This is a genomic window from Idiomarina piscisalsi, assembly GCF_003987095.1.
GTDB classification, from domain to species: Bacteria; Pseudomonadota; Gammaproteobacteria; order Enterobacterales; family Alteromonadaceae; genus Idiomarina; species Idiomarina piscisalsi.
In genome coordinates, this window is record NZ_PIQA01000012.1 from 82,873 (window position 1) to 106,111 (window position 23,239).

Sequence of the window (23,239 nt, forward strand, 5' to 3'; positions counted from 1 at the left end):
TTTAGTTATTAGAATTGCATTATATAGTGCCAGATTTTTTAACACGAAGACAACGGTTTGTTGATGCGAGTGCGTTATAATACGCTCGCAAATGAGAGAGGGCTGAAGAATGAAAAATTGGGTGTTCGCATTAGTTGCTTTGCTAGTGTTGGTTGGCTGTAAGCAGCAAACCACCAACACCTTGAAAGAGGGTGAAATTATATCGCTGGATCAACAGGTATTGCCAAACAGCGAGTGGCAACTGAGCCGTTCTGTTATTGAATTGAGTTTCTGTCGCGACAGGGTCAACGAAGACCTTCTCGCGTCTGAAAGTGAGTTAAGAGGTTGGCGTGGCTCCGGTGAACCTACTGCGTTTCCGCCGTATCGTGAAGAGGGGCTTGAGAAGCTTGCGGAACTCTTGTCAAAACAGCCAATGACGGGTCAACCAACATTGTTATGGCAAAAAGACGGAAATGTCAGTGCACAGCGTTATCACGTGGCTATGCCTGCAAATGTATCAAAAGGCGAATTGGAAGATGCGGTGTTTCCTTTGGTTGCTTTTTTATCATCATCGGATCAGGTCTGTCACGTTGCTGTGGATGATTTTTACTGAATATAAAATAAGACAGCAAACTTTATTTGCCGATTTTTCGTAGAGTTAGGGTAATGAATAGAAAAAACTCCTGCGAACGAACAGGAGTCTACTAGACTAAATACTATGGCATTGAGTGCAGGAGATAACGTCATGTCAGTAAGCTTAAAAATTGAAAACAAACTTCGCGATGCGTTCGCCCCGGTACACCTTGAGGTACAGGATGAGAGCCATATGCATTCAGGCGGACCCAATGCAGAGTCACACTTTAAAGTCGTGTTGGTAACGCCTAAATTTAGCGGTGAAAGACTGATTAACCGACATAGGGCAGTCAATAAAATTTTAGCCAATGAGCTCATGAATGATATCCATGCGTTGGCGTTACATACGTACACGGAAGGAGAGTGGGAACAGGTTTCCGGAACGGCCCCACGTTCGCCTAATTGCATGGGCGGTTCGAAAGTCGCGGCGCATTAAAGAAAAATTAAGCATGTCTGATGTGTTCCTGCGCTTTCATTGGTTACAATGGGGGAAATAATCCGGAAAAAGGGAACATATCGACATGGTTATTAAGCCTAAAATCAGAGGGTTTATTTGTACAAACGCACATCCGGTTGGCTGCGCCGAAAATGTTAAACGTCAAATAAGTTACGTTAAGCAGCAACCGCCTATCGAAAATGCACCGAAAAACGTTCTTGTTATTGGATGCTCTACCGGTTACGGCTTAGCTTCACGTATTACCGCCGCCTTTGGTGGACAAGCGCATACACTGGGCGTTTGCTTTGAGAAAGAGCCAACAGAAAAGAAAACAGCCACCGCAGGCTGGTACAACACTGCAGCTTTTCATCAGGAAGCTGAAAAAGAAGGTCTTAAATTCCACTCAATTAACGGTGATGCGTTCTCAGATGAAATAAAACAAGAGAGCATCGAGTACATCAAAGACAACATGGGCAAAATTGACCTTGTTGTTTATAGCTTAGCGTCACCTAAGCGCAAAGATCCTGAAAGCGGCGAGCTTTATAGCTCTGTGCTTAAGCCAATCGGTAAGCAATACACGACGAAAACTTATAATACCGACAAAGATCAGGTGCACGAAGTGACTCTTGACCCGGCGACTGATGACGACATTGCAAATACGGTTAAAGTCATGGGCGGTGAAGACTGGGAGCGTTGGATTAAAGCTCTGCACGATGCCGACCTTCTGGCGAATGACTGTCAGACAACGGCTTATACGTATATCGGTAAGAAACTGACTTGGCCTATTTATGGTCATGCAACCATTGGTCGGGCAAAAGAAGATCTCGACAGAGCCTCATCTGCGCTAGGTGAGACTTATAAAGACGTTAACCTGAAAGCTTATGTGTCTTCACTGAAAGCTTTGGTAACACAAGCCAGCTCCGCTATTCCTGTGATGCCGCTTTATATTTCGCTGATTTACGGCGTAATGAAAGAGGAAGGAACGCATGAGGGGTGTATTGAGCAAATTTATCGCTTGTTTACTGAAGGGCTTTATGCTGAAAACCCAGAGCTTGACGAGGCAGGGCGCCTGCACATGGATGGCTATGAAACCAATGACAAAACACAAGCTAAAGTTGAAGCGCTTTGGGATAAAGTCACTCAAGAGAACTTCCACGATTTAGCGGACTATGACGGTTACCACAACGACTTTTTGAACCTGTTTGGCTTTGGTTTTGACAACGTCGACTACGATGCTGATGTAAATCCAAAAGTAAACTGGTAAGCGTTGTAGGAAAAATGCTAAAATTCCGACGATAAGTGTGGAAAACGTTTCAAGTTACCGGCAAAAAGACCCCTGGCTGGGGAAAGTTATGCCGGTAACTTTTTGATTTTTCAGGTTTCAGTCTTTTATGACTGGTTGTGATGAATCTTCCCTTAACGAGTAGTGCAAACGCATATGATTACGATCAAAAAAGGGCTGGACATCCCTATTAAAGGGGCGCCCCAGCAAAAGTTATCCGACGGTAAGGCCGTAACAACGGTTGCTACCTTAGGTGAAGAATACGTGGGTATGCGCCCAACCATGCACGTGAAAGTCGATGACCGCGTTAAAAAAGGTCAAATGATTTTCGAGGATAAGAAAAACCCTGGTGTCAAATACACAGCTCCCGGAGCTGGTGTTGTTAAAGACATTCTGCGTGGTGAGCGTCGTGTTTTACAAGCAGTAGTTATTGAACTGGATGGTGAAGAACAGGTCACCTTTGATAAGTTCGATAGCGATAAACTGACCTCGCTAGGTCGTGAAAAAGTGCAGGAAATATTGGTTGAATCAGGCCAATGGCCGGCACTTCGCACTCGTCCTTACAGTAAAGCTCCTGCTCTGGATGCGGAAGCAACCGCTATTTTCGTCAATGCGATGGATACAAATCCATTAGCTGGCGACCCAACGGTTTTCATTAGCGAACATAAGCAAGCCTTTATCGATGGTCTGAAAGTTTTATCAAACCTGACTGAAGGAAAACTGTTTGTTGCTAAAGCGGGCGACGCTGAAGTTGACACTGGTGATGCAGAGGTTACTTTGGAGTCCTTCCAAGGGCCACACCCTGCAGGGTTAGTGGGTACCCACATTCACTTCTTGCAGCCAGCGAGCTTGCAACGTCCGGTTTGGCACATTGGCTATCAGGATGTTATCGCTTACGGTAAGTTGTTCACCACCGGTGAAATCTTTACTGATCGTATGGTGGCATTAGGCGGTGAAGGCGTGAAAGAACCACGTCTATTGCGTACTCGCATGGGCGCTAACTTACACGAGTTGACAGCCGGTGAGTTAGCAGGTGATAACCAGCGTATTATTTCTGGTTCTGTTTTACACGGACACACAGCTGATGATGCTCATGCATGGTTAGGTCGCTTCCATAACCAAGTGAGTGTTATTCCTGAAGGCAACGAAAAAGAGTTTCTTGGTTGGCTACGCCCGGGCTCAGACTTGCACTCAGTTACCCGAGCTTACGCGGGGCATTTTAATCCGAAAAAGTTATTTAGCATGACAACCTCGACAAATGGTTCGTCACGCTCAATGGTACCTATTGGTAACTATGAGCGCGTCATGCCTTTGGATATTTTGCCAACCTTATTACTGCGCGACTTACTGTCTGGCGATACAGATGAAGGTCAACAACTCGGTTGCTTAGAGTTAGATGAAGAAGATCTGGCACTGTGCACCTATGTTTGCCCCGGTAAATACGAGTATGGACCGGTGTTGCGTGATTGTCTCACTAAGATTGAGAAAGAAGGCTAACCATGAGCTTGAAAGATACTCTTGAACGTATTGAACCGCAGTTTGAGAAAGGCGGTAAATACGAGAAGTGGTATGCGCTTTACGAAGCGGTAGCCACAATTTTATATACGCCGGGTACCGTGACTAAGTCTGGTACACACGTGCGTGATCGCATCGATTTGAAACGCATCATGATTTTGGTGTGGATGATGACATTCCCGGCAATGTTCTGGGGAATGTACAACGTCGGTAACCAGGCAGCTTTAGCATTAGCAGACGGTTATGCGTTATCGGACGCATGGCAAGTGGGCTTATTCCACTTGTTAGGCGGAGAGTTTGGTGCTGATGCGGGCTGGGGCACTAAAATGTGGTACGGTGCCTGCTGGTATCTACCTATTTATGCGGTCACCTTTATTGTTGGCGGCTTCTGGGAAGTTTTGTTTGCGACCATTCGTAAACACGAAGTTAACGAAGGTTTCTTTGTTACTTCGGTTCTGTTCTCACTGATTTTGCCAGCGACAACTCCGCTTTGGCAGGTTGCTTTGGGTATCACGTTCGGCGTGGTTATCGGTAAGGAAATCTTCGGTGGTACAGGCCGTAACTTCCTGAACCCGGCATTAACCGGTCGCGCATTCTTATACTTTGCATATCCGGCAAGCATGTCAGGTGACTCTATCTGGACAGCAGTAGATGGCTTCTCCGGTGCAACTAACTTAGGTGCTGCAGCACTGGGTAACCTTGATTACGGCAACACTGAACTCTGGTGGGATGCCTTCATGGGTAACATTCAGGGCTCAATTGGTGAAGTCTCAACACTGATGATTCTTATCGGTGGTCTGGCATTAATTTACCTCCGCATTGCATCATGGCGTATCGTTTCTGGTGTCTTTGTGGGGATGGTGCTGTTCTCAGGCCTACTCAACCTTATTGGTAGCGACTCAAACCCGATGTTCGCTATGCCTTGGTACTGGCACTTAGTACTGGGTGGTTTTGCTTTTGCGATGATGTTTATGGCAACTGACCCTGTATCTGCGTCATTTACAAACAAAGGTAAGTTCGCCTACGGTCTGTTAATTGGCTTCATGACGGTGATGATTCGTGTCATTAACCCGGCATTCCCGGAAGGTATTATGCTGGCAATCTTGTTCGCGAACGTTTTTGCACCGCTGTTTGACTACTTTGTAGCACAGGCAAATATTAAACGGAGGTTAGCACGCAATGTCTAATAAGAATGAAAGCTTAGGCAAAACGATAGGTGTCGTGCTGGCGCTGTGTTTGGTGTGCTCTATATTAGTAGCAGGCTCAGCGGTAGCGCTTAAGCCAATGCAAGAGAAGAACGCCGCACTGGCAATGCAACGTAACATTCTAAATGCAGCTGGCATTCTGGAAGACGGGATGGATATTCCTGCTGTGTATGATGAACGTATAAAAGCTTTGGTTGTCAGTCTTGAAGACTATCAAGTACTACCAGACAAAAACCCTAAAGAGTTTGATAACCGAAAAGCAGCCGGCGACCCTGAAACCAGCAAACGACTTGATAAAAGTGAAGATATTGCTGGCTTAGGCACCATGGAAACCATGACCGAAGTTTACTTAGTTATGGATGAAAGTGGTAAGCGAAATGGTGCCGTTCTACATATCCGTGGCCAAGGGCTGTGGGGCACCATGTACGGCTTAATCTCTTTGGAAGATGATTTAAACACAGTACGTGGCGTTAATTTTTATGAACATGCCGAAACTCCTGGGCTAGGTGGTGAAATTACTAACCCTAGCTGGGTTAAAACCTGGGAAGGTAAAGAGATTTTCGGCGACGACGGAAAAGTGAAGTTTGACTTGGTTAAAGGTGGTGCTTCTGGTGAGCACGAAGTCGATGCGCTGTCTGGCGCAACATTAACCAGTAACGGCGTCGATGCACTTATCGATTTTTGGATGGGTGATAAAGCTTATGGTCCGTTACTTGAAAAACTTCGCAAAGGGGAGTTGACCAATGGCTAGTGCAAAAGAAATGAAGTCCGTACTGTTCGGGCCAATCTTCGCTAACAACCCCATTGCATTACAAATACTTGGTATTTGTTCGGCTCTGGCGGTAACGTCAAAAATGAGCAACACATTGGTTATGTGTATTGCACTGACAGCGGTTGTTGCTTGTTCAAACTTGTTTATTTCAATTATCCGTAATCACATTCCTTCAAGTGTGCGGATTATTGTTCAAATGACCATCATTGCAAGTCTGGTTATCGTGGTTGACCAGGTTCTGCGCGCTTACGCTTATGAAATATCTCGTGAGCTGTCGGTATTCGTTGGCCTTATAATTACCAACTGTATTGTTATGGGGCGTGCAGAAGCTTATGCCATGAAGAGTACTCCGTTCATGTCATTATTGGACGGTATTGGTAACGGCTTAGGTTACTCAATTGTACTGTTGGTTGTTGGCTTTGTCCGTGAGCTGTTTGGTTCAGGTAGCTTGTTCGACGTACAAATTCTGCCACTAGCGTCAGAAGGCGGCTGGTACGAGCCTGTTGGCTTGTTGCTAATGCCACCAAGTGCGTTCTTCATCATTGGCGGATTCATTTGGGTACTTCGTACTTTCCGCACTGAACAAGTCGAGCCTAAGGAGTAAGAGCCATGGAACAGTATATTAACCTGTTTATCCGAGCTATTTTTATCGAAAACCTGGCATTGTCGTTCTTCTTAGGAATGTGTACGTTTCTTGCGGTTTCTAAGAAAGTAAAAACGGCTTTCGGGCTAGGTGTTGCGGTTATCGTAGTGCTTGGTATTTCGGTACCAGTGAACAACATTATTTATCACAACATACTGGCGCCGGGCGCATTAGATTGGGCGGGCTTCCCTGATGCTGATCTAAGCTTCCTGCGTTTCTTAACCTTTATCGGTGTTATTGCGGCACTGGTTCAAATTCTGGAAATGACTTTGGACAAATACGTGCCTGCACTTTATAACGCGTTGGGTATTTTCCTACCGCTAATTACCGTTAACTGTGCCATTTTCGGTGGTGTTTCGTTCATGGTTGAACGTGACTACAACTTTGGTGAGTCAGTGGTTTACGGTATTGGTAGTGGCGTTGGCTGGTGTTTAGCTATCGTAGCTCTTGCAGCTGTGCGTGAAAAACTCAAATATGCCGATGTACCTGATGGTTTGCGTGGATTAGGCGCAACTTTCATGTCAGTAGGTTTGATTGGTTTAGGCTTTATGTCGTTCTCCGGCGTATCTCTTTAATCCAGTGTGTTGAATCAGTAAACGTTAAAGGTACGAATCGATGGATATTACTCTGATAACGCTCGGTGTAGGGATGTTTACCATCATCGTACTGATTTTGGTGGCGATAATTATGTTCGCTAAATCAAAGTTAGTACCGCAGGGCGATGTAGAAATCCTGATTAACGAAGACGAAGACAAGAAGATTGTGACCCAGCCGGGCACCAAGTTATTGGGCGCATTGGCAAACGCGGGCATCTTCGTATCTTCTGCTTGTGGTGGCGGTGGTTCATGTGGACAGTGCCGTGTCACCATTAAAGAAGGTGGCGGTGATATTCTGCCAACTGAGCTTGATCACATTACTAAACGTGAAGCACGCGAAGGTGTTCGCTTGTCATGTCAGGTTAACGTCAAGCAGGACATGAAAATTGAGCTGCCTGAAGAAATCTTTGGTATCAAAAAGTGGGATTGTACCGTTAAGTCGAACGACAACGTAGCAACCTTTATCAAAGAGTTTGTTGTACAGTTGCCGGAAGGTGAAGAAGTACCATTCCGTGCCGGTGGTTACATTCAGATTGAAGCTCCACCGCACCATGTTAAGTATAAAGACTTTGATATTGCACCAGAATATCGCGGTGACTGGGAACGCTTTGGATTCTTAGATGTTGAGTCTAAAGTTGATGAAGAAGTTGTTCGCGCATACTCAATGGCAAACTATCCTGAAGAAAAAGGCATCATTATGCTGAACGTTCGTTGTGCGACACCGCCACCGAACGACTTGAGCTTGCCAGCAGGTAAAATGTCTTCGTATATCTTCAGCCTTAAGCCAGGCGATGAAGTTACTATTTCTGGTCCATTTGGTGAATTCTTCGCTAAAGAGACAGATGCAGAAATGGTCTTCATTGGTGGTGGTGCAGGTATGGCGCCAATGCGCTCGCACATTTTTGACCAGTTACGTCGCTTAAATACAGATCGTAAAATTACGTTCTGGTATGGCGCTCGTTCACTGCGTGAAATGTTCTATGTTGAAGACTTTGACATGCTGCAAGAAGAAAATGACAACTTCGAATGGCATGTTGCGTTGTCCGATCCGCAACCGGAAGATGACTGGGAAGGTGACACCGGCTTTATCCACAATGTCTTGTACGAGCGCTACTTGAAGGATCATGAAGCACCGGAAGACTGTGAGTATTACATGTGTGGACCACCGGTTATGAATGCAGCAGTAATCAATATGTTGAAAGACCTAGGGGTCGAAGACGAAAACATCATGTTAGATGACTTTGGTGGTTAATTGGTGATGCTGTCGAAATTATCGATTGTAAAACTATGGCTAGCTCTTTTAGGGCTAGCCTTTTTAGTCTCTTGCTCCGATGCGCCTGAGCGTATCGAGTTTAGCGGAGGGACTATGGGAACAACCTACAGTGTTGTTCTATTTAGTAAAGATCCGCGTCATTCAGCGGAAAAAATTCAAACGAAAGTCGATACCGTGTTAGAGCGTGTCAATGCACAAATGTCGACTTATGATCCGAACTCTGAACTGTCACAGTTTAACCAGTTGGAAAGTACCGAGCCGGTTGTGATTAGTCGTGACCTGGAAAGAGTGGTTAGCCGGGCTTTAACTATTGCTCGCGAAACCAATGGAGCTTTAGACATAACCGTTGGTCCGTTGGTGAACCTATGGGGTTTTGGACCAAACGCCAAGCCTGAACAGCAGCCAACAGCAGAAGAGCTGTCAGCTATTTCTAAGCGAGTTGGGTATGAAAAGCTGAGTGTTAGTAACCATCAGCTGATAAAAGCGCACCCCGAAATGTATGTCGATTTATCGACTATTGCCAAAGGCTATGGTGTAGATAAAGTTGGAAACTTAATGGACCAGCTGGGTATTAAACAATACCTTATTGAAATCGGTGGTGAAATTTTGGCCAAAGGTGGGAAGCCAGCTGATGAAGACTGGAAGTTGGCCATTGAAAAGCCGATTTCTACGGAACGAGCTGTTCAGGAAATTGTCGAATTTAAAGAAGGCGCATTAGCGACTTCAGGTGACTATCGAAACTATTTTGAAGAGAATGGTCGTCGATATTCACATATTATTGATCCAGCAACGGCAGAACCAATACAGCACAACTTGGTATCTGTGTCAGTCTTTGCGGATGATGCAATGTCAGCAGACGCTTATGCAACGGCTTTATTGGTGATGGGCACCGAGAAAGCAAAGGCGTTTGCAGATGCAAATCAGCTTGCCGTTATGCTGATTTATAAAACTGATGAAGGTTTTGAAGAGTATACCAGTCAGTGGTTTAAACCTTTATTAGTGAGCAATAAATAGGAGTAGTCATGCAAACCTTTTTAATGGTATTTGCCTTATTTGTCTTAGTCGTTTTGGCAATGGCCATTGGTTATATGGTACAGCGCAAGTCAATTTCAGGTAGCTGTGGTGGTATTAGCTCACTGGGCATGGACAAAGCTTGCGATTGCGATGACCCTTGCGATAAGCGCAAAGCACGTATGAAAAAAGAACAGCAGTGGAAAGAAAACCAGATTAATTGATCAAAAACCCCATACAGGTTATAACGATATAACTTTTGGTTTTACAAGCGAATGGGGGAGAAATGAAGCCGATAGACATTCAGACTAACGGTAATGAGTTATATCTCGATTGTAACGCAACAACGCCGGTTCTCCCTCAAATCGCCAAAGCAGTTTCTCACACTATGGAAACTGTATTTGGAAACCCATCCAGTAGCCATATCACCGGTCTTAAAGCTCGCTATATTTTAGATACTACCAGGCAACTTGCGCGCAAAGTGGTTGGTTTAGAGCGCGGGCGACTCATATTTACGAGTGGTGCCACCGAAGGTATTCAAACCGCGGTTGTTTCTGCCATCTCTCATACGATGAAAACTCGGCCTGGCTCTAAATACCTTTTATATGGGGCGACAGAGCATAAAGCTGTTCCGCAAGCGTTAGAACACTGGAATGAACTGCTTGGTCTGCACGCTGAACTGAAAGCGATTCCGGTCGACCGTGAGGGGCGTTTAGATCTTGATTTTATAGCGCGACATGTCAGTGATGCCGCAATGATATGCACAATGGCGGTAAATAATGAAACGGGCGTTAAACAGGATATTAAAGCCCTGGAAGAGGTAATAAGAGCCAATAATGCGTCTATCCCCTGGATGGTGGATTGCGTTCAGGCGCTCGGTAAATTGCCTCTGACGCTTGATGAAACAACCATAGATTACGCGCCTTTTAGTGGACATAAACTATATGGTCCCAAAGGGATAGGCTTTATGGCGGTTCGTGAGCAGGCGCCATTCACGCCGTTACTTATTGGCGGTGGGCAAGAGTCGGGTCAGCGCTCAGGGACAGAGAATCTGCCGGGTATTGCGGCGCTTAACGCATTGTTTGAGTTACTTGTGACTGACAACGAGGTGCTACAGTCGGACTCCAGGCTGCTAGAGTACCGTCGGCAGCTTGCGGAAAGCTTACAAACGGCATTTCCAACACTTGTGTTTAACCACGATTTTGAACTGAGTGTACCGACAACACTGAACTTCTCTGTGCGCGGCGTTGCGTCAAGAGACATTATGGATGTTTTTGACGCGTGCGGAATTCGTGTAAGCGGCGGTTCAGCCTGCAGCTCTAAAGTGGTCGGTAGTTTTGTGCTAAGAGCAATGGGACTCGACGACTGGCAAAGCCAAGCCGCCATTCGCATGTCATTTGGTCCGGCGACCACGCAGCAGGACATTGATGAGGCGTGTTATCGAATACGACAAGCCGGTGATGCTCTTAAACATTCATGTCTACTCATTGCAGATACAAATAATGATAACGATGCTGCGTTAGATGGCGTCGTTCAATTAAAATATGATGCGCACTGCTGTTATTTAATTATTGATAAGGCTGCAAAGGAACTGGTTGTTATAGACCCTCACCCAGCTTTATCAGCTCGTATTGAGAACATCGTTACTTGTCGAAACTACAAGGTAAAGGCGGTTTTAAGTACAGGCTCAGATACAGATATTACAGAAGCTGCAGAGTTGCTAAGAGGTATTTTACTAAAAGAGTCCAGCACTCACGACGCCATTGGTTGGCCTCAGAGCAATAATCGTAGCTGTGACGCTGTTCCTGTCGATTCTGAAATTGATATAGATGGCTGTATTGCTATTGGTGAAAGACGGCTGTTTCGCGTCAATAGTGAGCACCCGGTGTTTGCCTTGAGTGAGCCGGCCGGCTTGAAAAGCCAGGTTAAGACCGACTTCGTATTCCCGGGGGATGCACCGCTTCACAATTATGAAAAAGCGGTGTCTGGTGATGCACTGGTTTGCCCGAAAGATGATCCCGAGCATCGTATTGTCTATTCGTTATGCGAGACTTTTGGTCAATGCGATCCATTTGAGGATGTAAATATACCCATTGGTGAAACCGATGAATTTTGGTATCGGGATGATCTTGTCGTGATTGACGTACGAGAACGTCAGGAGCATGTTGTGTCTGACATTCCATGCACAGCTGACGTTATTAATGTGCCGGTCACTGAAGTCATACAATTTATTCATGACCACCAGACACTCAAAGAACGCGATATTATCTGTGTCTGCCGTTCGGGAAACCGCAGCGCTGTTGTTGCTAATGTTTTACAACGCCATGGCTTTAAACGAACGCGTCACCTTATGGGAGGGCTTGCTCTTTTGAGCTCGCCGGCTGCCAAAGCAGTCTAGCGATAAAACCGTCTTTGCCGACGAACCAACAACTAATATCGCCGTGGCACTGCACATTCCAAATGTTTTTATCAGATAATGGATACCACTGGCCGGAACCAACGTTTAATGCTGTGGCGCCTTGTGGGTTAGAGGTTAGCAGCCAGTCTCCTTCGTGTGAGACTTTACTGAGGCTGTATAGCGCACCGCTAAGAGGAGGCTCGGGTAACGCCTTGAACTCTTCGTTGGAATAGTGCCACAAGCGTGAAGCCTCTTGTTCGTCGCTTTCTTCACTCAGTGAGCCGCCGGCAATATAAAAGTTGTCTTCATCGTCAGGCCAAACGCTGGTGATACCTGCCATAGGACCTGCCTGCATAGGTGCATCGATAACCTTAAAGCGAATACCGAAGGAGCCTTTAACTAATACCCGCGCTTTGTCGGCATTACCGGTTGCTATCATCCAGGTGTCATTGTTAAAACGTGCGCAGCTACCACTAGAAGCAAAGCCACCTTCGTTCGATTGCGGCGGCTCAGCAACAGCGGAACGAACCTGCATCCAATTGCGGCCGTCGGCGCTTCTGACCATGCGCCACTCGTCACCAACACTGTCACCATACACCCAAGCTTCACCGCTAGGTGCTAATGCCATGCAATTGAAAAATGAGTCACCTTCACCACGATAGCGTAAACGCCAGCTATTGCCGCCATTTTCGGTGTAGTAGATTCTTGACTGACCGCCGTCACCGACACTCATTGCATAAGCCCGGCGGTCATCAATAGCCTCAATGTCCCGAAATTGAAGATCGTCCGGGCCGGGCTGGAAGTACTGCCAGCTTTTTCCGGCGTCGGTTGAGCGAGCAACCGTTCCGTTTTCACCAGCGACCCAAATGGTGTTGCGGCTGACCGGGCTTATGCCAATCCAGTGTTGCTCTTTAATTGTATCGAGTATTTCCAGCTCTGGCGGTGCGGCTGCGGAGCCAAAAGTTGAAGCTCCGCTCAATAATGCCGCGGCGCAGCATGCGTTTCGTACTAGCTTCGTCATCGCCATTGTTATAACCCGTTATTAACAGTTGCTAGCGAGTGTAGCACGCGTAATGAACCCAGAGCTACATCAAAGCGATTTACTGCGCGTCAAAGCAAATGCCATTGTCGTGTTTGCTGTCATCACCCATTAAATAAAGGTACGTTGGCATAATTTCGGCGGGTGTTTTCAGGCTCTTAGGGTCCTCAGCAGGGTACGCTTTTGACCGCATGCTGGTTCGTGTTGCGCCTGGATTAATGACATTAGTGCGTAGCTTTGTGCCCTCGTACTCGTCGGCGATAACTTCAGCCATGCCTTCGGTCGCAAACTTACTGATAGAGTATGCGCCCCAATAAGCTCTACCTTTGCGTCCAACACCTGAAGACGTAAACACCAGAGACGCATTCGGTGCTTTCTCCATAACCGGTATTAGTGCTTGGGTCATTGCGAATTGACCTGTGACATTGACCTGCATAATGTCATCCCAGCTGTCCTTTTCAATGTGAGTAAAAGGCGACAAAATGCCGAGTAAACTGGCGTTATGCAATACGCCGTTCAGCTGACCAAACTGTTCCTGAATAGTCGCAGCCATATCACGGTAGTGGGACGGTGTGGCACCTTTTATATCTAACGGAATGATAGCCGGCTGAGGGTATCCTGCTTCGACAATAGCATCGTAAACAGCTTCTAGCTTTTCAACAGTGCGGCCGAGCAATATAACAGTAGCACCGTGTTTCGCGAAGGTTACTGCGGATTCTTTACCAATGCCGTCACCTGCACCAGTGACTAAAATAACTTTGTCTTTTAAAAGGTCAGGCGTTGCTTTGTAATCGTGTACGGTTTTAATTTTCATAACTGTTTTCTAATACCATTGGACTGTGGTCGGGTGAGTAGGCTATTGTAACGATATTCGAATAACTTCTCAGCAAACGAACGAAAAATCGTTAAAAAGCCTTTAATCTTATTTAATACAGGTGTATAAATTTCGTTAAGAGAAGGTACAGAATAACAAAACATAAAAAAGGATTGGGGATACCTCATGAAGAAATTACTACTCCCATTGGCAATCGGTTCGGCTCTGAGCCTTGTAGGTTGCGGAAGCGGTGACGAAGCACCTATTACGGAAAACGAAGTGAATGTCGCTGCGACACGTGTTGTGTTCGACCCGTCAAACGGTGAAATACCAGCGCCGACGAATATTTTATTGAGCGGCAGTGTTGATGGCACGCTGAATATTCCGGTAACAGATCCAAGTGATACAGCGAATCCACAGGTCGCTATTAACGGCTTAGACGGTTGGGGGACACACTCAACTCTAACTTTCGACTTCTCTCTGCCACTTGATGAAAATGGTGAAAGAGTTTTGGTTGATACGGCAAGTATTGAAGCGCAGGGCGCAGTTCGAGTATTTGAAACTTACCAAGGCGGAAATGAGGTTTCCCCCGCATGCGAAGCACAAAGCCCCGCGGTAGTTTGCGGTATTGCAGGCGAACTCCAGCACAATACTCATTTCACCGTTAAAGCGACAGGTGAAGGTAGAGGTTTAGCTGTTGTTCCTTTACAGCCGCTAAAACCTAAAACAGGTTATTTAGTCGTGCTAACTGACAACATTCAAGATACGCTAGGTCGCCGTGTAAAGGCGTCACAAACATACACATTGATGAAAGAGCCTGTTGATGAAGCTCCAGCCTCAGATACAGAATCAGCACAAAACTTACAGGCTCTTATTAATAGCTATGAGGGGGCGCTAGCTCAGTTTGGTGTCGACCCTGAAGACGTGATTTACAGCTCAAACTTTACCACTCAGTCGGTAGGTGACGTGCTGGAGATGAGTAAGCGTTTGCTAGCGCTTGCTCAAGGAGCTGGCTCTGGCCCAGCGGTAACCTTCGATTCAACTGGTGAACCTTTAAGTAACCACGTATCTAATCAAATAAGCGACCCTCAATTGTTAGCTGTAGCTCAGAATACTATGGTTTATTCTGAGTCAATTGGTTTGCCGTATTACCTTTCTACCCCTCAGAGCGTAGAAGATGACGCTCATCTAACTGGGCGTTGGGAAGCAAAGTGTGATAGCCCAGTTACTATCGTTGGTGGTATTGAAAATGACGAGATTCCAGAAAATGCTTTAGGTTTAGGTATTACTAAAGAAGCTATTGCAGCTGATAAACCTGGGGTTATAAGCACGATAGTACAGGCTTGCATTGCCTCTCCTGATGGTAGTGACGTTGACTTAGGAGTGGATGACGCTAGACACCTAACTCAATACAATCCAGTACCTAAGGTAAAATCTATTGATAATGCTTCGGTCACTATGGTTGTACCAGCATGGCAAGCCGCTCCTACAGGCGGTTGGCCGGTTGTAATTCTTCAGCATGGTATTGGTAGTAGCGCTCAGGAGTCAGCTTTAGCGATAGCGACACAGTTATCGGCAAGAGGCTATGCTACTGTTGCGATTGACCACCCGATGCATGGAGCTAGAGGATTCGATGTAGATGGTGATGGTGAAATAGATATTACTGCGTCAGGTCAAGAGAATGTTACAAACTATATGAACCTAGGTAGCCTTTTGACTACTCGAGATAATGTTCGCCAGTCAATTGCGGACTTATTAGCCTTGCGTCTGGGACTAAATAATTCTCCGGCTGCGGGTGTTCAAATTAATCCGCAAGAAGTTTATTTCATCGGACACTCTTTAGGTGCTATCGCAGGAACTGCATTTTCTCGGTTAGCTAACGAACCTTTAGATCCAACAATAGATCCAGCTTTTAAGGTTAAAGGTTCTGTTTTGGCTATGCCTGGTGGAAGCTTAGCTAACTTCCTATTGGCCTCTGAAAGTTTTGGCCCGACCATTAAGTCGAACTTACTTTACTCATCGGACGATGCGTTTAAAGCAGCAGCTAACCAAGCAATTGCCGGTGGGGCGACACTGGAGCAGTTTTATGCAGGATTTATGGAACAAGCATCCGCTGAACAGGTAGCTGAGATTAATGCGACATTCGAACAGTTTGCCTTTGCTGCTCAAACTGTTGTTGACTCGGGTGATCCTGTTAACTATGCGTCAGGCTTTAAGGACACTACTCCAGTTTTTCTTATTGAAGCTGATGGCGATACTGTTATTCCTAACGCAGTAGAAGACAAGCCGTTAGCGGGTACTCAGCCACTAGCTAGACTGATGGAATTGCAAAATGTTTTAGATCTAGAAACGTCCGGGGAAGTTACTTCGGGTTATGCGAGCTTCGTAGGTGGTGCTCACTCTTCTCTACTTAACCCAATTCCAGATGGCCTTGAGCCTGCTGTATCTTCTGCTGTGACAACCGAGATGCAGACCCAGATCTTAAGCTGGTTTGGCAGTGATCTAACTCAAATAGAAGTGTCAAACGAAGAAGTGGTAGAATAACCTCAGGTTATTGAAAACTTGTTATTCAAAGGCCGGCAGTTATGCTGGCCTTTTTCGTATTGGAGAGGTGTATGGAGTTTCTGATAGATATTGGTTCGTTTTTGTTGAAGGCGGCCATTATTGTTATTGCTGTAGGCTTTATTATTGGTTTGCTGGCACAAGCGGCTCAAAAGCAGAAGAAAAGTAAAGGTGACTTACAGGTAACAGACCTGTCTAAAGAGCTTAAGGACCTTAGTGAGCAACTTAAACTAGAGCTAATGGATAAAAAAGCTCGCAAGAAAGCAATGAAGGCGCTGAAGAAGAAAAAGCACGCAGATGACAAAAAGCAGCGCCTTTTTGTGCTGGACTTTAAAGGCAGCATGGACGCTAAAGAAGTCGATAATTTACGTCAGGAAGTGAATGCCATTTTGCAGTTAGCAACCGAGAAAGACGAAGTTCTCGTCCGTTTAGAAAGTGGCGGTGGGGTTGTTAACGGTTATGGATTAGCCGCGGCACAACTACAACGTATTAAAGCTCACGGCCTCACACTGAATGTGGCCATAGATAAAGTAGCGGCAAGTGGCGGTTACATGATGGCCTGTGTTGGTCACAAGCTGTTAGCCGCACCGTTTGCGTTTATTGGCTCTATTGGTGTGGTGGCACAAATACCTAACTTCCATCGCTTCCTGAAAAAGCATGATGTCGATTTTGAACAATTAACTGCAGGCGAATATAAGCGAACATTGACGTTATTTGGTGAGAACACCGATGAGGGACGCCGTAAATTTAAGCAAGACTTAGAGGCTATCCACCGCCAGTTTAAGGCATTCGTTCAGGAGAACCGTCCTGAGCTCGATATTGATAAGGTTGCCACGGGCGAAGTTTGGTCGGGTCAGGAAGCAAAAGAACTTGGTTTGGTAGACGAGGTGACCACGAGCGACTCCTGGTTACTTGAGCAACATAAAACGTTCAACGTATTGCAACTTAATTATGTGGTGCGTAAACCCATGAGCGAGCGCTTTGCAAAAGGTCTTTCAACAGTCATTCAAACCTTAAAGTCGTCGTTGACGCGTTCAGATATCGCACAATAACTGCGGTTAAACGAAGCTGGCAACAACAAAGCTGCGCAGCTAACAACTTTTTGGTAGTCTAACGCAGTTTTTAAGAATGAATAATAAAGGACGCTTATGAGCGAAAAGAAAAACTCAGCCTGACAAGCCGCATTGTTATCGGCATGGTCGCTGGGATCATTCTCGGTACAATCATTCGTTACGTGGCCGGCGACAATGCTTGGGTGTCACTGTATTTAACGAACGGCTTGTTTGATGTTGTCGGTCAAATATTCATAACCTCATTGAAAATGTTGGTTGTGCCATTAGTGTTTGTCTCACTGGTGGTGGGAACTTGCTCGTTGAGCGACCCGAGTAAACTTGGGCGCTTAGGCGGTAAAGCTGTGGGCATGTATATGATAACGACCGCTATCGCCATAAGCTTTGCCATATTCTCGGCTGTTTTAGTGCAACCTGGTTCAGGTATTGAACGCTCTTCAGAGGCAACGTTTGAAGCCAATGAAGCGCCATCTATTAGTGAAGTGATTATTAACCTCTTCCCGGATAACCCAATTAATGCCATGGCAGAAGGTAACATGCTGCAAATTATTGTATTTGCGCTGTTATTCGGTATTTCTATGGCATTAGTTGGTAAGCCTGGTGAGCGCCTGAAAGGCTTCTTTGATGACTTAAACGCTGTGATCATGAAGCTGGTTGTCATACTTATGGCTGTTGCGCCTTATGGTGTGTTTGCGCTAATGGCGAAGCTATTCACCGAAATTGGCGTAGAAATGATAGGCAGTCTGGCCAAATACTTCCTGTTAGTACTCTTTGTGCTGATTGCTCATGGCCTTATTGTATACCCACTGTTTATGCGGGTACTGACTCGCGTCAAACCGGGTATCTTCTTGAAGAAAATGCGTGATGCACAGTTGTTCGGTTTTAGTACCGCGAGCAGTAACGCAACCATGCCAATTACACTAGAAACGGTTACCCGCCGTTTAGGTGTCAGCAATAGCGTTGGTTCGTTTACTGTGCCATTAGGTGCCACCATTAACATGGATGGTACTGCGATAATGCAAGGCGTGGCGACAGTATTCATTGCTCAGGTCTACGGTTTAGACTTAGGTATTGCAGAGTACTTAATGGTTATTATGACGGCGACTCTGGCGTCTGTTGGTACCGCTGGTGTACCGGGTGTTGGCTTAATTATGCTGGCTATGGTGCTACAGCAAGTTGGCCTGCCGGTAGAGGGTATTGGCTTAATTATCGGTGTTGATCGCCTACTTGATATGACCCGAACTGCGGTTAACGTCACTGGTGATGCAATGGTCAGTACCGTTGTTGCTCGCTCAGAAGGGGACTTTGATGAAGAAGTCTACTATGACGAGAATGCCGGTAAGAAATTAGAAGAGCTTTAAATAAAGCCGGCGTGCGCATTAGGCGTACGCCGGTACTCCCGAATGGAAACGTAACTCAGTATCTTCCGAGCGAATCAATTCAGCTTCCCATTCTCTAAACTGTTTAACTCTGTCACTGATATTAGTCTCACTGAGCTTTTGCGCCAGCTCTAAATAATCCTGGTAGTGACGAGCTTCCGAACGCAGTAATGAAACGTAAAACCTGGCTATGTCTTCGTCCAGGTACGGAGCCAAGGCCGCAAAGCGCTCGCACGAGCGAGCTTCAATGAGTGCACCGATAATCAGCTTGTCAATAAGTGCTTCAGGCTCGTAAGTTCTAACCTTTTGCAGCAACTGTTTTGCATAGCGTGATGCCGTGAGCTTCTGCAACGGAATGTTCCGAGCTTCCATAATTTCATAAACCTGCTGAAAGTGGTGAAGCTCCTCGCGTATTAAACGCGACATCCGCTCAATAATGTCGTCAGCAAAAGGTTGTGACTCTGCCGCTTTTAACGCATGAGATAGCTGCTTGCTTTTCTGCACATCGTTCAAGGTGCCAATACCTCTGTAGACGAGATCTTCATATGGCTGCAGAGCGTCTAAAAGCAACTGACCATGACTTTCTGACACCGCATAGCGGCGCAATAACAAAGCGGCGCTCTGGGCTGCTTTGAGCTCACAATGGAGATGATCGAGCAAAATGATGGGCAAGTTTTCTGCTTTCGCAGCTTCTTGTATCCACTCATCGGGAGTTGTGCATAGTAAAAACTCATTAATGGGTTCAAGAAGCGGTAAATAGGGCGAAACAACAGCGGTATTCAAAACGGACATTCCCCGGTTAAATTGGTTAAAAATCTTAACAAAACTGAACTATAGTTATATTAAAAATGCTTGACAGTGTTAGTTGAGTGCTGAATATTAGTCGTATGGGTGAATTTTTCAGCAGTACCTGAATCTAATAATTATAACGTATTTAAGAATTGGGCGGTATGACCGCGTATTACGGGGAAGGTGAAGTTATGATACTGAATCACATTTGGGGTTTGTACGCACACCCGGTACAAGAATGGAAAACCATCGACAGTAAGCGTGAAAGCTTTATGTATTCATGCTCTCACACATTACTGGTCGCTATTCTGCCATGTCTTGCCGCATTTTATGCGTCCTCGAAGATTGGCTGGAGTGTGGGTGCACGCGAGGCTATCTATCTTGCAGAGAGTAGTGCGGTTATGCTTGCCGTCGCAATGTACGTTGGTATTATCGCAGCAACCTTCGCACTGGCCTATCTTATTTACTGGATGGCAAAAACGTTTGGGGCGGATCCTAGCTACACCAAGTCGCTGGAGCTTGCCGCTTATGCTGCAACACCGGTGATCATGTCGGGTATTGCGGCATTGTACCCTGAGTTGTGGTTTGTGGCGTTAGTCTTCCTGGGCGGCGTTGCCTACTCGGTTTACCTGCTGTATTCGGGTCTGCCGGTTATCATGCACATTCCTGAAGAGCGTGGCTTTTTATACGCGAGTTCAGTTGTGACTGCCGGATTAATCGCTATGGTGGTACTGATGGTAACAACCGCTATTCTCTGGACAAATGGCTTCGGGCCTGAGTTTGTGTCAGGTTAACAGAAGCGTTTAGATTTGATAAAAAAGCTCGGACCATGTTTCATGGTATCCGAGCTTTTTTGTATTTATGGACAGGCTTTTACTTCTTAAGGTAATGGCCAGCCAGACAAGTTACCGGTGCCGCAGTTGGCTTACCGTGTTGCCAGTCACCACCTTCAACACCGCTGCCAGCAATGTCGATATGGATATAACTAAGCGGACGTGAGCTATCAATGCCGTGGTTATCCAAGCCGGAAACCCCAACCAGAAATGCCATTGGGAACTGGTGGCCTCGTGGCGTTGTTGCTGAAGGACCATTATTGGACGACAGCAAGTCATCACACAAGGTACGGCCTTTTACAAAGTCAAAGTCTTCACGGCGTGACCAGGAAATTTCAGTTGGGTCACCATAAGTTTCCCCCGCTTCGAATAGCGCGTCCGGTAATTTTTGACGGCGTGCATGACCGTTAGGAACCAATGCACTGTATGGTCCTTTGGCCAGCGCTGCATGCCCAGTTAATGTAGCGACGGTATAGAGTTCGTGCTCACCGTCTGTTTGCGCAGCCTCTTCACGTAAATGAGACAGCAAGTCAGCCATTATTAAGCGACCTTCAGCGTCAGTATTACCGATACGAACACGTTTGCCGCTGTGGCCGGTAATAATTTCGTCGGCGACAAAAGCGTCAGAGCCAATACTGTTGCGAACAGCACCAATCTCGGCAATGACATTTAAATGCTCAGGCTGCAACTCAGCAACGGTTTTCATAAAGCCGGCAACACCCGCAGCACCGCCTTTGTCACGACTCATACCTGCCATGTGACCACCGGTTTTTAAATCTGCACCACCGGTGTCATAGACAATGCCTTTACCAGCAAACATAACGGTGCGTTCAGGCTGACTGCCATGATATTCCAAACGAATGACGCAAGGGCGATGGCGCTCAACAGCCATCGATGAGCGGCCAACAGCTGCCAGTAGCGGGTACTCATGTTGTAACTGTTGAGAGTCGTCGATAACGCTGACTTTTACAGGGGTATGTGCGAATGCCTGACGGCAGTATTCTGCAAAACGAGGTGGCGCCATGCGCTCAGGCTCGGTACCTGCTAAGTCGCGGGCAACACGCTTGCCTGCTTCAACAGACATGGCCCAGTCAGCATCGAGTTCACCAACCAAAGTCACGTTTTCTGTTGGCTCAATCGCTTCTTCGCCATGTGCTTCACGCGCTTCCAACGGTTGATATAGTGACTGACAGACACCCAAGTAGGCGGCTAAGAAAGCCTGCTGGTAGCGGGTATCATTGATATCAACATTATTTAAGGCAATAACCGGATGGCGAGCACCGGCGTCTTGGGCAATTTTTGCCGCTTTATGTGCCGCATCGAAGACTTGGCGAACGTCGTCGAAGTCTCTGTTAAGTGGGCCTGTTGGCGCTGTTACTAAGCGCTGGCCTGGAACCCCCTCAGCCTGGAGCAATAATACATCGCTACCAACGCGCTGATCGGTTGTTTTCGCTTGTTGAATTTTTTCAGCTAATGCTGAGTCATCAATAGTGTCAAAGTGACCAATGACAATCAGTGCGTCAGTGCCGTCTTTTGAATAAGCGTCAGCAAGTGAGCTGACTACGTCTAATTTTGGAAATGCCATAAATACCTCATTTCTAAATGGTTAAGCGCGACGCCAGCGTGTGCCTTCAGGACCGTCTTCTAATTCAATACCCATAGCAGTCAGCTCGTCACGAGCTTCGTCTGCTACGGCCCAGTTTTTTTCTGCACGCGCATTGTTTCGCTTGGCGATAAGCGCTTCAATTTTGGCAACGTCGTCATCGTCGCCTTGAAGAAACTGGTTTGGGTCACGTTGCAGTAATCCCATAACCGCTGCAAATTCTTTTAAAATGGATGCAAGCTGTGCTGTTTTTTCTGAGTCATTGTCGCGGTGGCGGTTAATGTCACGAGCAATGTCAAATAGCACACTCATGGCTTCCGGTGCGTTAAAGTCGTCATCCATTGCGTTTTGGAACTGCTCCCAGTATGCATTTCGTAGTTCTACGGAAGCTGTTTGGGGTTCAATATCCCGCAGCGCGGTATACAAACGCTCAAGCGCTGAGTGGGCCTGATTTAAATTCTCTTCAGTATAGTTTAACTGTGAACGGTAGTGGCTCGACAGTAAGAAATAGCGAACAGTTTCCGCATCATAGGCTTTTAATACTTCGCGGATAGTGAAGAAATTGCCTAAAGATTTCGACATTTTTTCGTCGTCTACCTGCACCATGCCGCTATGCATCCAGTACTTCACATAGTCCGAATGGTTGGCGCAGCAGCTTTGCGCAATTTCATTTTCGTGGTGAGGAAAGGCCAAGTCTGACCCGCCACCATGAATATCGAAGGTGGTGCCAAGGTGTTTTTTGTTCATGGCCGAACACTCAATATGCCAACCCGGACGACCCTCACCCCAGGGCGATGACCAAGCAGGTTCGCCGGCTTTCGCTGCTTTCCACAGCACGAAATCGAGTGGGTCGTCTTTTTCTTCATCGACATCGACTCGAGCACCAGACTGCAGTTGTTCTAAGTCCTGACGACTGAGCTTGCCGTACTCTTTGAACGTCGACACATCAAACAAAACGTCGCCACTGTCGGTTTTATAGGCATTACCACTGTCGATAAGATCCTGAATCATTTTTAGAATCTCATCCATGTGTTCAGTAACTTTGGGTTCAATGTCCGGACGCAGCAGATTTAACGCATCGAAGTCTTCATGCATCGCATCGATAAAGCGTGATGTTAATGCGTGAAAGTCTTCGCCGTTCTCTGCTGCCCGTTTGATGATTTTGTCGTCGAGATCTGTAATGTTACGGACATAGCTGACGTTATAACCCAGCTTGCGCAAATAGCGCACGACAATATCAAAAGCAACGTAAGTGCGGGCGTGACCAATATGGCAATAATCGTACGTTGTGACCCCGCAAACATACATTCCAACGTGCCCCGGCTGAATAGGCTCGAATGACTCTTTCTTGCGTGTCAGGGTATTAAAAAGGGTGATTGCCATAATGAAATCTCTTAATTCTCTGCC

Annotated in this window: 21 protein-coding genes; 16 read left to right on the top strand and 5 right to left on the bottom strand. The window is 46.4% G+C overall.

Annotated elements, in window-relative coordinates:
* Window positions 1-109 precede the first annotated feature (109 nt).
* The 12 genes from CWI73_RS10575 to CWI73_RS10630 all read left to right on the top strand — a co-directional run bounded on the left by CWI73_RS10575 (window position 110) and on the right by CWI73_RS10630 (window position 11,743).
* A complete protein-coding gene (locus tag CWI73_RS10575) occupies window positions 110-592 on the top strand; it encodes a putative periplasmic lipoprotein (protein WP_126752747.1) in 483 nt (160 codons plus the stop codon).
* Window positions 593-724: 132 nt separating this feature from the next.
* Window positions 725-1,048 (top strand): BolA family protein, encoded by a 324-nt coding sequence (locus CWI73_RS10580; protein ID WP_126752748.1) that lies wholly within the window; start codon window positions 725-727, stop codon window positions 1,046-1,048.
* Between the two features lie 85 nt (window positions 1,049-1,133).
* Complete coding sequence (fabV, locus tag CWI73_RS10585) at window positions 1,134-2,312, top strand: enoyl-ACP reductase FabV (RefSeq protein WP_126752749.1); 1,179 nt, start codon at window positions 1,134-1,136, stop codon at window positions 2,310-2,312.
* Between the two features lie 174 nt (window positions 2,313-2,486).
* Window positions 2,487-3,827: a Na(+)-translocating NADH-quinone reductase subunit A gene (locus CWI73_RS10590; protein ID WP_126752750.1), complete on the top strand. Its 1,341-nt coding sequence runs from the start codon at window positions 2,487-2,489 to the stop codon at window positions 3,825-3,827.
* A gap of 2 nt (window positions 3,828-3,829) precedes the next feature.
* Complete coding sequence (locus tag CWI73_RS10595) at window positions 3,830-5,032, top strand: NADH:ubiquinone reductase (Na(+)-transporting) subunit B (RefSeq protein ID WP_126752751.1); 1,203 nt, start codon at window positions 3,830-3,832, stop codon at window positions 5,030-5,032.
* Window positions 5,025-5,801 carry a Na(+)-translocating NADH-quinone reductase subunit C gene (locus CWI73_RS10600; RefSeq protein ID WP_126752752.1) on the top strand — a complete coding sequence of 259 codons (777 nt, stop codon included), beginning with the start codon at window positions 5,025-5,027 and terminating at the stop codon, window positions 5,799-5,801. Before CWI73_RS10595 ends, CWI73_RS10600 begins: the two co-directional genes overlap by 8 nt.
* Window positions 5,794-6,426 carry an NADH:ubiquinone reductase (Na(+)-transporting) subunit D gene (locus CWI73_RS10605; protein ID WP_126752753.1) on the top strand — a complete coding sequence of 211 codons (633 nt, stop codon included), beginning with the start codon at window positions 5,794-5,796 and terminating at the stop codon, window positions 6,424-6,426. The genes CWI73_RS10600 and CWI73_RS10605 overlap by 8 nt, the downstream gene beginning before the upstream one ends.
* Before the next feature lie 5 nt (window positions 6,427-6,431).
* Window positions 6,432-7,040, top strand: a complete 609-nt coding sequence (gene nqrE / locus CWI73_RS10610) for an NADH:ubiquinone reductase (Na(+)-transporting) subunit E (protein WP_088768577.1) — start codon at window positions 6,432-6,434, stop codon at window positions 7,038-7,040.
* A gap of 40 nt (window positions 7,041-7,080) precedes the next feature.
* Entirely contained in the window at window positions 7,081-8,313 is a 1,233-nt protein-coding gene (gene nqrF / locus CWI73_RS10615) for an NADH:ubiquinone reductase (Na(+)-transporting) subunit F (RefSeq protein WP_380299030.1), read from the top strand.
* Between the two features lie 114 nt (window positions 8,314-8,427).
* On the top strand, window positions 8,428-9,348 hold the full coding sequence (locus tag CWI73_RS10620; RefSeq protein WP_241968887.1) for an FAD:protein FMN transferase: 921 nt from the start codon (window positions 8,428-8,430) through the stop codon (window positions 9,346-9,348).
* Window positions 9,349-9,356: 8 nt separating this feature from the next.
* Window positions 9,357-9,569 carry a (Na+)-NQR maturation NqrM gene (nqrM, locus tag CWI73_RS10625; RefSeq protein ID WP_126752755.1) on the top strand — a complete coding sequence of 71 codons (213 nt, stop codon included), beginning with the start codon at window positions 9,357-9,359 and terminating at the stop codon, window positions 9,567-9,569.
* A 62-nt stretch (window positions 9,570-9,631) separates the two neighbouring features.
* A complete protein-coding gene (locus CWI73_RS10630) occupies window positions 9,632-11,743 on the top strand; it encodes an aminotransferase class V-fold PLP-dependent enzyme (RefSeq protein WP_126752756.1) in 2,112 nt (703 codons plus the stop codon).
* Here the strand turns inward: CWI73_RS10630 and CWI73_RS10635 are convergent.
* On the bottom strand, window positions 11,694-12,770 hold the full coding sequence (locus CWI73_RS10635; RefSeq protein ID WP_241968888.1) for a WD40/YVTN/BNR-like repeat-containing protein: 1,077 nt from the start codon (window positions 12,768-12,770) through the stop codon (window positions 11,694-11,696). The genes CWI73_RS10630 and CWI73_RS10635 overlap by 50 nt on opposite strands.
* Before the next feature lie 73 nt (window positions 12,771-12,843).
* Window positions 12,844-13,596: a YciK family oxidoreductase gene (locus tag CWI73_RS10640; RefSeq protein WP_126752757.1), complete on the bottom strand. Its 753-nt coding sequence runs from the start codon at window positions 13,594-13,596 to the stop codon at window positions 12,844-12,846.
* A 186-nt stretch (window positions 13,597-13,782) separates the two neighbouring features.
* Here CWI73_RS10640 and CWI73_RS10645 point away from each other — a divergent pair, with 186 nt between their 5' ends.
* The 3 genes from CWI73_RS10645 to CWI73_RS10655 all read left to right on the top strand — a co-directional run bounded on the left by CWI73_RS10645 (window position 13,783) and on the right by CWI73_RS10655 (window position 18,589).
* Window positions 13,783-16,140 carry a VolA/Pla-1 family phospholipase gene (locus CWI73_RS10645; protein ID WP_126752758.1) on the top strand — a complete coding sequence of 786 codons (2,358 nt, stop codon included), beginning with the start codon at window positions 13,783-13,785 and terminating at the stop codon, window positions 16,138-16,140.
* A gap of 71 nt (window positions 16,141-16,211) precedes the next feature.
* Window positions 16,212-17,210, top strand: coding sequence for a protease SohB (gene sohB / locus CWI73_RS10650; protein WP_126752759.1), 999 nt, complete (start codon window positions 16,212-16,214; stop codon window positions 17,208-17,210).
* Window positions 17,211-17,293: 83 nt separating this feature from the next.
* A complete protein-coding gene (locus CWI73_RS10655; protein WP_275046257.1) occupies window positions 17,294-18,589 on the top strand; it encodes a dicarboxylate/amino acid:cation symporter in 1,296 nt (431 codons plus the stop codon).
* An 18-nt stretch (window positions 18,590-18,607) separates the two neighbouring features.
* Here CWI73_RS10655 and miaE read toward each other — a convergent pair whose 3' ends face one another.
* Window positions 18,608-19,399, bottom strand: coding sequence for a tRNA isopentenyl-2-thiomethyl-A-37 hydroxylase MiaE (miaE, locus tag CWI73_RS10660; protein ID WP_198675186.1), 792 nt, complete (start codon window positions 19,397-19,399; stop codon window positions 18,608-18,610).
* A 188-nt stretch (window positions 19,400-19,587) separates the two neighbouring features.
* Between miaE and CWI73_RS10665 the strand changes: the two genes are divergently transcribed.
* On the top strand, window positions 19,588-20,190 hold the full coding sequence (locus tag CWI73_RS10665) for a Yip1 family protein (RefSeq protein ID WP_126752762.1): 603 nt from the start codon (window positions 19,588-19,590) through the stop codon (window positions 20,188-20,190).
* A gap of 79 nt (window positions 20,191-20,269) precedes the next feature.
* On the opposite strand, the gene CWI73_RS10670 is transcribed toward CWI73_RS10665, so the two are convergent.
* Window positions 20,270-21,814, bottom strand: coding sequence for a M17 family metallopeptidase (locus tag CWI73_RS10670; RefSeq protein WP_126752763.1), 1,545 nt, complete (start codon window positions 21,812-21,814; stop codon window positions 20,270-20,272).
* 21 nt (window positions 21,815-21,835) lie between these two features.
* On the bottom strand, window positions 21,836-23,215 hold the full coding sequence (gene cysS / locus CWI73_RS10675; protein WP_126752764.1) for a cysteine--tRNA ligase: 1,380 nt from the start codon (window positions 23,213-23,215) through the stop codon (window positions 21,836-21,838).
* Between the last annotated feature and the right edge of the window lie 24 nt (window positions 23,216-23,239).

Coding starts and splice junctions, on each gene's coding strand:
- miaE (WP_198675186.1), bottom strand. CDS start 19,399: ATGTCCGTTTTGAATACCGCTGTTGTTTCGCCCTATTTACCGCTTCTT.
- CWI73_RS10635 (WP_241968888.1), bottom strand. CDS start 12,770: ATGGCGATGACGAAGCTAGTACGAAACGCATGCTGCGCCGCGGCATTA.
- CWI73_RS10665 (WP_126752762.1), top strand. CDS start 19,588: ATGATACTGAATCACATTTGGGGTTTGTACGCACACCCGGTACAAGAA.
- CWI73_RS10640 (WP_126752757.1), bottom strand. CDS start 13,596: ATGAAAATTAAAACCGTACACGATTACAAAGCAACGCCTGACCTTTTA.
- cysS (WP_126752764.1), bottom strand. CDS start 23,215: ATGGCAATCACCCTTTTTAATACCCTGACACGCAAGAAAGAGTCATTC.
- CWI73_RS10605 (WP_126752753.1), top strand. CDS start 5,794: ATGGCTAGTGCAAAAGAAATGAAGTCCGTACTGTTCGGGCCAATCTTC.
- CWI73_RS10670 (WP_126752763.1), bottom strand. CDS start 21,814: ATGGCATTTCCAAAATTAGACGTAGTCAGCTCACTTGCTGACGCTTAT.
- nqrM (WP_126752755.1), top strand. CDS start 9,357: ATGCAAACCTTTTTAATGGTATTTGCCTTATTTGTCTTAGTCGTTTTG.
- sohB (WP_126752759.1), top strand. CDS start 16,212: ATGGAGTTTCTGATAGATATTGGTTCGTTTTTGTTGAAGGCGGCCATT.
- nqrE (WP_088768577.1), top strand. CDS start 6,432: ATGGAACAGTATATTAACCTGTTTATCCGAGCTATTTTTATCGAAAAC.
- CWI73_RS10580 (WP_126752748.1), top strand. CDS start 725: ATGTCAGTAAGCTTAAAAATTGAAAACAAACTTCGCGATGCGTTCGCC.
- CWI73_RS10590 (WP_126752750.1), top strand. CDS start 2,487: ATGATTACGATCAAAAAAGGGCTGGACATCCCTATTAAAGGGGCGCCC.
- CWI73_RS10645 (WP_126752758.1), top strand. CDS start 13,783: ATGAAGAAATTACTACTCCCATTGGCAATCGGTTCGGCTCTGAGCCTT.
- CWI73_RS10630 (WP_126752756.1), top strand. CDS start 9,632: ATGAAGCCGATAGACATTCAGACTAACGGTAATGAGTTATATCTCGAT.
- nqrF (WP_380299030.1), top strand. CDS start 7,081: ATGGATATTACTCTGATAACGCTCGGTGTAGGGATGTTTACCATCATC.
- CWI73_RS10595 (WP_126752751.1), top strand. CDS start 3,830: ATGAGCTTGAAAGATACTCTTGAACGTATTGAACCGCAGTTTGAGAAA.
- CWI73_RS10620 (WP_241968887.1), top strand. CDS start 8,428: ATGGGAACAACCTACAGTGTTGTTCTATTTAGTAAAGATCCGCGTCAT.
- CWI73_RS10600 (WP_126752752.1), top strand. CDS start 5,025: ATGTCTAATAAGAATGAAAGCTTAGGCAAAACGATAGGTGTCGTGCTG.
- CWI73_RS10575 (WP_126752747.1), top strand. CDS start 110: ATGAAAAATTGGGTGTTCGCATTAGTTGCTTTGCTAGTGTTGGTTGGC.
- fabV (WP_126752749.1), top strand. CDS start 1,134: ATGGTTATTAAGCCTAAAATCAGAGGGTTTATTTGTACAAACGCACAT.